6 protein-coding genes are annotated in these 10,476 nt (G+C 66.3%); 3 read left to right on the plus strand and 3 right to left on the minus strand.

Annotation, left to right across the window (positions count from 1 at the left end; translation table 11 throughout):
• The coding region (locus tag BN2503_RS17915) for a glycosyltransferase (RefSeq protein ID WP_148639775.1) at window positions 1-2,054 on the plus strand (2,054 nt) is incomplete at its 5' end.
• An 87-nt stretch (window positions 2,055-2,141) separates the two neighbouring features.
• Here BN2503_RS17915 and BN2503_RS17920 read toward each other — a convergent pair.
• Both BN2503_RS17920 and BN2503_RS17925 read right to left on the minus strand, forming a co-directional pair.
• Entirely contained in the window at window positions 2,142-2,372 is a 231-nt protein-coding gene (locus BN2503_RS17920) for a hypothetical protein (RefSeq protein ID WP_054257974.1), read from the minus strand.
• The gene (locus tag BN2503_RS17925) at window positions 2,369-5,620 is read right to left on the minus strand and encodes a glycosyltransferase (protein WP_054257975.1); all 3,252 of its coding nucleotides are present in this window, start codon (window positions 5,618-5,620) and stop codon (window positions 2,369-2,371) included. The genes BN2503_RS17920 and BN2503_RS17925 overlap by 4 nt, the downstream gene beginning before the upstream one ends.
• 149 nt (window positions 5,621-5,769) lie before the next feature.
• On the opposite strand from BN2503_RS17925, the gene BN2503_RS17930 reads away from it, so the two are divergent.
• Window positions 5,770-6,708: a glycosyltransferase family 2 protein gene (locus tag BN2503_RS17930; protein WP_054257976.1), complete on the plus strand. Its 939-nt coding sequence runs from the start codon at window positions 5,770-5,772 to the stop codon at window positions 6,706-6,708.
• 119 nt (window positions 6,709-6,827) lie between these two features.
• On the opposite strand, the gene BN2503_RS17935 is transcribed toward BN2503_RS17930, so the two are convergent.
• Complete coding sequence (locus BN2503_RS17935; RefSeq protein ID WP_054257977.1) at window positions 6,828-8,744, minus strand: hypothetical protein; 1,917 nt, start codon at window positions 8,742-8,744, stop codon at window positions 6,828-6,830.
• Window positions 8,745-9,125: 381 nt separating this feature from the next.
• Between BN2503_RS17935 and BN2503_RS17940 the strand changes: the two genes are divergently transcribed.
• Window positions 9,126-10,476 (plus strand): cell surface protein (locus tag BN2503_RS17940; protein WP_148639776.1); only part of this gene is annotated, 1,351 nt, incomplete at its 3' end.

Raw genomic sequence — 10,476 nt, forward strand, 5'->3', positions numbered from 1 at the left:
CGGCACCGACCCAAGCGGCGCCCGCCGATACCGCCCCCGTGGCACCAGCCCCTGGCGTAGACATCATCGTGCCAGTCTTCAAAGGGCTCGAAGACACCCAGCGCTGCCTGCAGTCGGTACTCGACAGCAGCAACCAAACCCCGGCACGCCTGATCGTCATCAACGACGCCAGCCCTGAGCCGGCGCTCACCGACTGGCTGCGCGCGCTCGCGGCGCGCGAGCCGCGCGTCACCCTGCTGGAGAACACAGAAAACCTCGGCTTCGTCGCCACCGTCAACCGGGGCATGGCGCTGAGCGACACGCAAGACGTGCTGCTGCTCAACAGCGACACCGAGGTCGCCAACGACTGGCTCGACCGCCTGCGCGTTGCGGCCTATGGCCATGCGCGCATCGGCACCGTCACCCCCTTTTCCAGCAACGCCACCATTTGCAGCTACCCGCGCTTTTGCGAGGCCAACGCCCTGCCCGAGGGCTGGAGCACCGCCGCGCTGGACGCGCTGTGCACCCAAAGCCAGCCCGGCGCGGTCATCGACATCCCCACGGCGGTGGGCTTTTGCATGTACATCCGGCGCGACTGCCTGCGCCAGGTGGGCCTGTTCGACGTGGAAAACTTCGGCATCGGCTACGGCGAGGAAAACGACTTCTGCCAACGCGCCGCCACCCTGGGCTGGCGCAACGTGCAAGCGCTCGACACCTTCGTGCTGCACACCGGCGGCGTGAGCTTCGGCGCCCACAAGAGCCCGCGCGAACAGGCCGCCTTCACCACCCTGCAGCGCCTGCACCCCGGGTACGCCAGCGCCGTGCAAGAACATGTGCAGAGCGACCCGGCACGCCCCTACCGCCAGCGCCTGGACGTAGCGCGGCTGCGCGCCAGTGCGCTGCCGCGCATTCTGGCCGTGTCGCACGGCTGGGGCGGGGGCACACAGCGGCATGTGGAAGAGCTGGCACGCCATCTGCACGGGCACGCAGTTTTCTTGCTGCTTTCGCCCCTGCCCGAGGGCATGGTGCGCCTGCGTTGGCTTGATGAACGCGAGGGCTTCGCGCAGGACTTTCACTGGCCCACCGAGCAGCCGCAGCTCACGGCGCTGCTGCGCGAAATGGGGGTATGCCACGTTCACTACCACCATCTCGTCGGCCATGCGCGCGAGGTGATGCACCTGCACGAGCCGCTGGGCGTGGGCTACGACTTCACTGCGCACGACTACTACAGCGCCTGTCCGCAAATTTCGCTGACCACCGCGCGTGCAACCTACTGCGGCGAACGCGGTCTGGACCAGTGTCGCGCTTGTGTGCAGGAGCGCCCCACAACCACGCAGGAAAGCATCGACGACTGGCGCCTGCGCTACCGCCTGTTTCTGCGCCAGGCCCGCTGGGTGCTGGCACCCAGCCACGACTGCGCCCAGCGCATGCAGCGCTACTTTCCGCAGGCGCGCATCCGCTACGCGCCGCACACCGACATGCTGCACCAACCCGCCGTACCGGTGCGCGCGCCGCAGAGGCTGCCCACGCAAGGCCACTTGCGCATCTTCCTCGTCGGTGGACTGAGCGCCATCAAGGGCGGCGACGTGGCCGAGGCCGTGGCGCTGGAAGCCGCGCGCCAGAACGCGCCCCTGGAGCTGCACCTGCTGGGCTACGTGTTCCGCACTTTCAAGGCCCAGCCCGAGGCTAGCCTGACCATCCACGGCACCTACAAGGACAACGACCTGCCGCGCCTGCTGGAACGCCTGCAGCCGCACCTGGTGTGGTTTCCGGCGGTCTGGCCCGAAACCTACAGCTACACCCTGAGTACCTGCCTGCAGGCGGGCCTGCCCGTGGTCACAACCGATCTGGGTGCGTTCACAGAGCGCCTGGCGCAGCGCCCCTGGACCTGGGTGCGCCCCTGGGACACCCCGGCGCAGGACTGGCTGGCGTTCTTCCTGCGCCTGCGCCAGCAGCATTTCATCGAAGGCACTGCACCCGAAGGCGCGCCCGCCGTGGCGCCGCAAGCCGCGCCGCAGGAAAGCCCATGGGACTATGCGCGCGACTATTTGCAGGGGCTGGCACCCCGTTCGTGAGAACGGTCTGATCCGCTCCTGATTTGAGAGCTGCCAGCGCTTGACTGGCAAGCGCTAGAGGGCATTTTGGCTCACACTGGGCAAGCCTCAGTCGCGCGCCCCCCAGCCTGCCCGCAGCCGAAGCCAGCGGTACACCAGGCGCTCGCGCTCGTGCAGCAGATGCCACAGGCGGCCTTTTTCGTAGGCCAGCAGGTTGCGCAGCCCGGGCGCGAAGCCCGGCGCCGGCGCACGGGCTGCCCAGCGCAGCGGCAGGCTCAGCAACCAGATGCGGTGCAGCGGCAGCACCAGGCCGCTGCGGCGAGAGGAGGTCTTTTTCATTGGCGTTTCTTCAAATGCACAAGGCGGAACAGCCAGGCCGGCAGGTCGCTGGGGAAATGCGCGAAAGCGGCGAACTTCCATGCCAGCGGGCGCAGCCGACGATAAAGCTGGCGCGGGCGCAGCAGGTCCAGCCAGCCAACGGGCGGCGGCGCGATGTCCAGGGTATGGTCATGGCCGAAATCCTCGGTATGTACCAGCTGGCCGATGTGCGCCACCTCCTCCGGCGTGGGATAGACGACGGCACGCTCCAGCAGCGCCTGCACGTAGGGTTTGAGCTGCTGCGCCTTGTAGCCAGTCAGGCTCCACACGGCATGGAAATCCTCCAGGTGCTCCAGCACCCCGGCCTGCAATTGTGCGATCAAGGGGTTGCAGGCCAGCTCGCCATGCCGGTCCGGGCTATCGTCGCTTTTCAGCAACGGGACAATGCGCCCCTCCACGGCCTGGTAGCCCAGCGTGGTGCCCTCCCCCGCGCGTGCGGCCTGCTCAAAAATCTCCTCGAAATCCATCGGTGCGCGCTCGTAGGCATCGCCCCGGCGCGCGTCCAGCAGCAAGCCCTCGATGCGCTCGCCCATGCCGAAGTCGCCATGCATGGCCGCCACGAAGGCCAGATACCAGCCATGCACCTCGGGATAGTCGGGCCGCTGGCCAAAGCTCTCGTGCAGAAACTTCTGGATGGTGCCGTTCCAGCCAATGTCCACCAGCGCCGCGCGTTCGCAGGCGAAAAAGCCCTGCTGCTCAAAATAGGCCTGCAGGTGCGCACGCGCTGCCTGGCCCACGGGGCGTATGCGCGCCTGCACCTGCTCATCAGCCAGGAAGGCCTTCAGGCGTGCATCGTTCCAGTCGGCCAGGGGCGCGGCCATGTCGGTAAAGCCATGCGCCCGCGCCAGCGCCTCGAAGTCCGCTGCGGCCAGGCCGAAGGTTTTCAGCACCGACAACAGCCCCTGCTGCTTCGGGTTGTAGAGGGCGACGATGGCCTGCTCGTGGCGCAGCCCCTCGGCTATCGAGGCCATGGCCACTACACGGCGCGATGCGTACACGTACACGGGCTGCGGCCAAGGCTGCTGGGGCGCGGGCTGCAGGGCGCACCAGCGCTCATACAGGCGCATGAACAGATAGCCATCGCGCGCCAGGAAGAAGATCTTGTCTGGCCGCTGCTGGGCGATTTTCTCCGTCAGCGCCAGCGTGAAGGCGGCAAAAGCCGGCCCCAGCACGTCGCGCCCGTAGTGGTGAAAAAACGCCTCACCCGCCTGGCCCGCGCGCTGCAGCATGCTCTGGCGCACCGCCACGGCCTCGAAAAAGTGGCGCCCGCTCCACACCCCCCCCAGGCGCGCCATGCGCGCCGACAGCGCCTGGCGGCGCCGGCGCAGACGCTGGGCCTTCTCATCCAGGAAGACGGCCTCGATCCCCAGCCGCAGCGGCGCACGCATGTCGGACACCAGATTGTCCCCCACGTGAACCACCTGCGCGGGCTGCAACCCCTCCAACGCCAGCACCTGGCTGTGCAGGCGCCCGGAGTACTTGCCCAGGCCGAACTCGGAAGACACATACACCTGGTCGATGAAGGCGCCCAGGCCACACGCATCGAGCAAGGCGTAGACATGGTCGTGGCCGAGGTACATATCCGACACCGCGATCACCCGCACCTGCTGCTGGCGCAGCCAGCCCAGCAAGGCCACGGCACCAGGCTTGGCCGCCAGGGCCAGGGTTTCGAGGCGGCGCTCCTGGGTGTGGATGAAGGCCTCCAGCAGCACGTCGCGCTGGCCCGCCAGCCGGGTCACCCAGGCCTGCACCAGCGTGTCATGGTGGCACTCGTGGTCCAGCCCCTGGGCCAGCATCTCCTGGCGCAGCGCGTGCTCGGCCTCGCGCCGCATCGCCAGCACCTGCGCGCACGAGTACGCCGGCAATTGGTCTGCCACCAACTGCGCCAGGCGCTCCAGCACCGCATCGGGCGGCTCGATACAGCGCGCCAGCAGGGTGTCGAACACGTCGAACGACACGCAGCGCACGCGGCCCAGGCGGGGCTCCAGCCAATCCTGCAAGTGCGCCAGATCCACCAGGCGCTGCGGCCGTCCGGCGGGAGCCCGCGCTGCCTGGTCCGGGCGCGCTGCGGGCACCGGCATCGCAAAACCTGGGCTGGCTGCCACGGCGGCGCCGCTCGGCGCCGGCGCCAGGGGCTGCGGACGCTGCAGGCGCTCCGTCAGGGCCTGGGTGAGCAAGGCGATTTGCTGGTCTTTCTCGGCGATCTGCAAATCCCTTGCCGCAATCTGTCCGTCCCGCTCGGCAATCCAGCCGTCCCGCTCGGCAATCCAGCCGTCCCGCTCGGCAATCCAGCGATCCCGGTCCGCGATCAAGGGAAACAGCTCCGCCTCTTTCGCCACCAGTGCTTCGTGGCGCTGGGTGGCGGCAATCTCCCCCAGGTATCTCTCGATGCGCGCCCACTGCGTGGCCAGCTGCACCAGCTGCGCGCGCAGTACAGGCGTCTGACCCAAGACCTGCGGCAGATGCTGGCGCAGCATGGCCGCGCATTCCAGGTTGGCGCGCAGCGGGCGCTCGCTGATGGTGTTGGCCGCATGCAGCCGGTATTGCAGCAGCGGCGCGTCGATCCATGCCAAACGCAGCCCCTGGCCCAGGCCGCGCAGCAGCCAGTCGTAGTCGAGCACGTAGCGCAGGTCCTGAAAGCCCCCCACCTGCTCCAGCCAGCGGCGGCGGAAGAAGAAGTTCGAGGTGGTCATGAACACATTGCCCGCCAGCAGCGTGGCGGGCCAATCCTGCGTGTCGGCCCACACGCGCTTGAGCGCGTCAAAGGCGTCGATCCACCAATGCGCCTGCACCAAGGCGCCGTCATCGTCCATCAGGCGCATGTCGGTGCCCACCAGGTCGGCGCCGCTGGCCTGCAGCGCGGCATGGCAGGCCGCCAGGCGGGTGGGAAGGAACAGGTCGTCGGAATTGAGGATGGCGATGAACTCGCCGCGCGCCTGCTGCAGCGCCGCGTTCAGCGTGCCATGCGAGCCCAGGTTGCTTTCGTTGCGCGACAGGCGCACGCGCGGGTCGGTGCATTCCTGCAGCACCTGCCAGGTGGCGTCGGGCGAGGCATCGTCAATGACGATCAACTCCAGGTTGCGCCAGCTTTGCTGCAGCACGCTGTCCAGGGCCGCACGCACGAACCGGGCATGGTTGTAGGCAGGGATCAAGACGCTGATCAGGGGCTGCGCATCGGGCGCGAGGGCTGCGTCGGTGGTATCGGGCATGGCGGGCAGAGGGAGGGCCAAGTCAGCGGTACGCTGCGGCTACGGCCACGGCCCGTGGGGCGGGCGCTTAAAATTTTCGATTCTCTCACGCTTCGTTTTGCCCCCGGCCCGCTGCACCACACGGCTTTCGGGGCACATGCCCCGCTCCCATGCCCTCCACCCATTGCCCCGATGTCGCTGCCGTGCTGGTGACCTACCACCCGCAGCCGGCCACCCTCCAGGGCGCGCTCCAGGCGCTGCACCAGCAGGTCGGCCAGGTCTACGTGGTGGACAACACCGGCACCCCTGGTGCCTGCCCCTGGCTGGCTGCCCTGGTGGCACAGGCTCCCGTGCCCGCGCAACTGCTGGCCCAGCCCCAGAACCTGGGCCTGGGCGCCGCGCACAACATCGGCATCCAGGCCGCGCGCGCCCAGGGCGCACGCTGGGTGCTGCTGCTCGACCAGGACAGCCGCCCGGAGCCAGGCGCCGTGGCCCGCCTGCGCAACGCCGCCCTGGCGCTGCAGCACCAGGGCCAGCGCCTGGCCGCCGTAGGCCCCGAATACCGCGCCGAGGACGGCAAGGACTGGTCGGGCTTCGTGCGCTTTGGCTGGCTGCGCCTGGTGCACCGGCGCGCCAGCGCTGCGCGGCCTGTGGTGGAGGCGGATTTCCTCATCTCCTCGGGCTCGCTCATTCCGATGGCCGCACTGGAGGCCATCGGCCCCATGGACGAGGGGCTGTTCATCGACCACGTGGACACCGAATGGTGCCTGCGCGCACGCAGCCAAGGCTACCGGCTGTTTGGCGTGCACGGTGCGCGCATGATTCACGCACTGGGCGAGCAGCGCTGGCGCGTGTGGCTGGGGCGTTGGCGCAACCTGCCGCTGCACGCACCGTTCCGCTATTACTACATTTTTCGCAACAACGCCCTGCTGCTGCGCCGCCCCGAACTCTCAGCGCGCTGGAAGCGCATCAGCCGGCTGCGCCATCTGTACCTGGCGCTGTTTTGCTGCCTGCCCACGGGCCCCTGGCGCGAGCGCCTGCGCATGATCGCTCTGGGCTTGGAAGACGCGCGCCAGCAGCGCCATGGGCGCCGCGACACGTGGGAATAATCGATTCAAATTTGATAGCTGCCAGCGCTTGATTAATAAGCGCTTGCAAATATTTTCCCCTTTAAACCCTTACAGGGAAAGCGCCAGCAGCTATATAAAATGAAGCATTTTTAAGCACATCAAGGCGCCGCGCCATGTTGGCGTATCCAATCCACTGCCTGGTACAGGTCCGCAGAGTGGTAATGCGCGTTCTCCGGGTCGAAAGAGAACGGGTTGTGCGGCCGCTCCACCAGCGCCCCTTGCCAGCGCGGCTCCATAAAGAAGGACAGGAACTGCGCCCCCTGGGCCGCATGCTGCGCTAGCACCCCCTGCAAAGCCGGCCCATCCAACGGCCGCAACGGATGGAACTCGGTGATGCCATACGGACGCGGCCCGCTCTCAGCCAGCCACTGCGTGAAGCGCGGCCCATAGGTGGCATCGCCGTACAGGCTCACCCCCAGGCGGAGCCCGCCCATGGCTGGGCTGCGGCCTGCTTGCAGCGAGGCCTCGACGGCATACTTGCTCTCATCCCAGCCGGGGTTGGGGAACGCAAGCAACTGATGGATATAGCGCGGCGTACCCGCCAAACACGACTTCGCCACCACCTGGTCGAAATACTGCAGGTAGCGCGCCACCTGCTGCCCCCGGAAGGCGTGCCACAGCGCAGCCAGCGGGTTGTAGTACAGCGTCTGCATCTCGCCCGGCATGTCCACGTCGATCATGACGCCGGGCGTCGGCGCAACGCTCGCAGGCAATGGCTGCTGCGGCCGGGGCGCAGGCAGCGCCCCGCCACCCGCGCGGCCCATGACGGCGACATGGCGCGTAGCCATGGGCACCAGCCGCCCCGGCGCGGTTTCTAAGAACACATCCAGGCGATGCACCCCTTCGGCCCAGTAACGGAAATCGAGGTCCATGCGCCAGCCCGTATCCGCCAGCCCCACCTCGGGATGCACCTTCTGCACGTCCTCACGGCGCATGTTCACCCCAGTCTTGCCCAGCCAGCGGCCATTGCGGTACACATGCACCCAAGGCTGCGGCACGCCCGGCGCAAAAGCCCAGCCCGAAACCGGCAAGCGCCCATGCGCAAAACTGTCGATGTGCTCAGCCCACTGCTGCCACGTCGGCGCCTGTGTTTGCGCCTGCGGGCCGGCCCGCAAATCGCGCGCCGGTGGCCGCACATCCTCAAAGCGCGCATAGCGACTGCCCAGCAACTGGTTGAGCTGCCCAATGCGGCCAAACTGCTGCGCCAGGTATCTCTGAAACCCTTCGACAGAAGCCGCGCTGTAGTCCGTCACCCGGTAGGGTGGCCGCCAGCCCATGCCACCCTGGAAATCGGGGAACAAATGGTGCACCTCCCCCAGCAGGGTAATGCCCTCAATCTTGGCCCGGTCAGCATCGGGCAGCTTGCACAACCCCTCTAACAGCGCCTGCGTGGCCTGCACACGCCGAGCCGTGATGTCGGTGTCGGTACGCGCAAAAGTCCACGGGTAGGTGGGAATACCAAAGTAGGCATCCACTTGCAGCGGGCCCTCCTGCGTTTGCAACAGGTTGCTCGCATCGCGTGCCAGCATCTTCTCCAGCGGCGCATCCACGGGAAAGTGCGTGGAAAACAAATACAGCACCACCGGGCGGGCATTGTCCCGAACCGTTCGCACCAGGCGATCGACGCGCTCCGGGTCAACCTCCCAGACATCACCCCGCGCACGGAACAACTGCAGCAATGGCGCTTGCAGCGTGTAGCCCAGACGGTAAGGCGCTGGGGCACCGCCCTCACGGGGTGCCGGCGGCTCCAGCGGCGCCACGGTCGCCTCCACCAGCCCCGCCGCAGAGCCCCCCGGGCGCGTGCAGCGCTGCGCCAGGTCCGAGGTGCCATCGGCAGGTAGCAGCACACATGTGTCTAGCACACCGAGCATGGGCGCCAAGAGCAGCGGCCGCGCAGGCTGGCTCTGCACGGCCTCGACGCGGTGCAACAACTGCACGCCCGCAGCGCCAGCAACCAGCACGGCGGCAGCGCTCAGGGCCGCAGAAAAGAGAGGAATGCGATGACCAGTGGGCATATAGGAGGCAGCAAAACCAACGAACAGCAGGGAGCTTAACCGGGCTACACCAAGCTATAGCAGTGCTACACCACAAACTGGCGACAGTGAACGCTGCGCCGCAGTTCAGTGAAAAATCAGCCCAAAATGCGATGAATCAATCCAAAGCGGTTGCTGCGCCATGTTTCCGTCCCTATACTCCGCCCCGACCCGCCTCTGGCAGGGCCTGGGCAGTGAGTCATTCCCTCTGTGCAGCCCTGCCGTGTGGCAAATGTTGTTTTTTATAAACACCAGGCAACACCTAACGGAAAGCGGGCTCTCCCCCCAAAAAGGCTGTGCTACCATTCCCTAGCGTAAACAATCTTGGTAGTTGCGCTTTCAACTTTTAACTGGAGTTCATACATGAGAAAAAATCTTCTCGCCCTGAGCATTGCTGCCATGGTTGGTGGCCTGTCTGGCGCGGCCAACGCACAAGTGGCACTGTTCGACAATAGCTTGGCTACAAACACCACCGGCGCCGGCAACACCCCCGCAAAAGCTTATGTGGGTACTACCCAAGCTGGCTTCGACCCTGCGGCCGTACTGGCGCCCACGACCACTGGCGTTGGTCACGTTCTGGTGGTGCCTTACTTCACTACACAGACGTCTAACCACTCGCTGCTGAGCATCACCAACACCGACTTGGTGAATGCCAAGGCCGTGAAGCTGCGCTACCGCGGTGCATCCAACTCTGACGACGTGTTCGACATCACCGTGTACCTGTCGCCTGGCGACGTGTGGGCTGCCGACGTAGCTGCAGAAAACGATTTCTCGCGCCTGACGACTGACGACAACAGCTGCACGCTGCCCAGCAAGGCAGACATCAAGGCCACCAACAATGGCCGCTTCAAGGTCAACCGCGTGCGCGGTAGCGATGCTGCCCAGACCCGTGAAGGCTACATCGAAATCCTGAACTCTGCCGACATCCGTCCGTTCCTGAACAACGACGCTGGCGTGCAGGATCCGACCAAGCCCAACCCGCTGTATGCAGCAATCAAGCACAACGCCGACGGCGTTGCGCCTTGCACGGCCGCTGTGATGGATCAGCAAGCCATTGCGCTGGACTTCACCGACCCGGACTCGCCCAATACGCCGCGTAACCGTGGCTATTCTTGGCCTACCGGTGGTCTGTTCGCCAATTGGCTCATCGTGAACGTGGCAACCAACGCCTCGTTCTCTGGTGAAGCTGTAGCGCTGCGTGCATCGTCCTCGACCACGCTTGACACGACAGGCTCTGGCAATCTGGTCTGGTTCCCGCAAACTACCGAGACCGTGTCGCAAGCTAATGCTGGTCAGCTGACGGCTGATCCACTGCTCTCAATCGGCACTCCGGCTCCCCTGCGTGCTGCAATGTACGACTTCCCGGATCTGTCCACGCCCTACACGGCCGCAGCGGCTGGCGCGCCGAGCACGCAAGCCAACAATTTGGCATTCGCACTTGAGACCCAGTCGGTTACCAACGAGTATCTGACTGCGGCCAGCAGCGGCGGCTTTGCTACCGACTGGGTGTTCTCCATGCCAACCCGTCGTTACGCCGTGGCGATGAACTATGCTGCGGCCTCGGCCCCTGCAGGCGTCTCGCGCAACGCCTTGGTAGCCCGTCACTTCGGCGCTGGCAACCTGACAACGAACGCCAATTGGCAGATCTGCGTGGATGCTGGCAACCTCCGTGGCTTTGACCGCGAAGAACGCAGCAAGACCACTTTCGTGATCT

Origin of the sequence: Paenacidovorax caeni (assembly GCF_001298675.1) — a bacterium.
Lineage (GTDB): Bacteria > Pseudomonadota > Gammaproteobacteria > Burkholderiales > Burkholderiaceae_C > Paenacidovorax > Paenacidovorax caeni.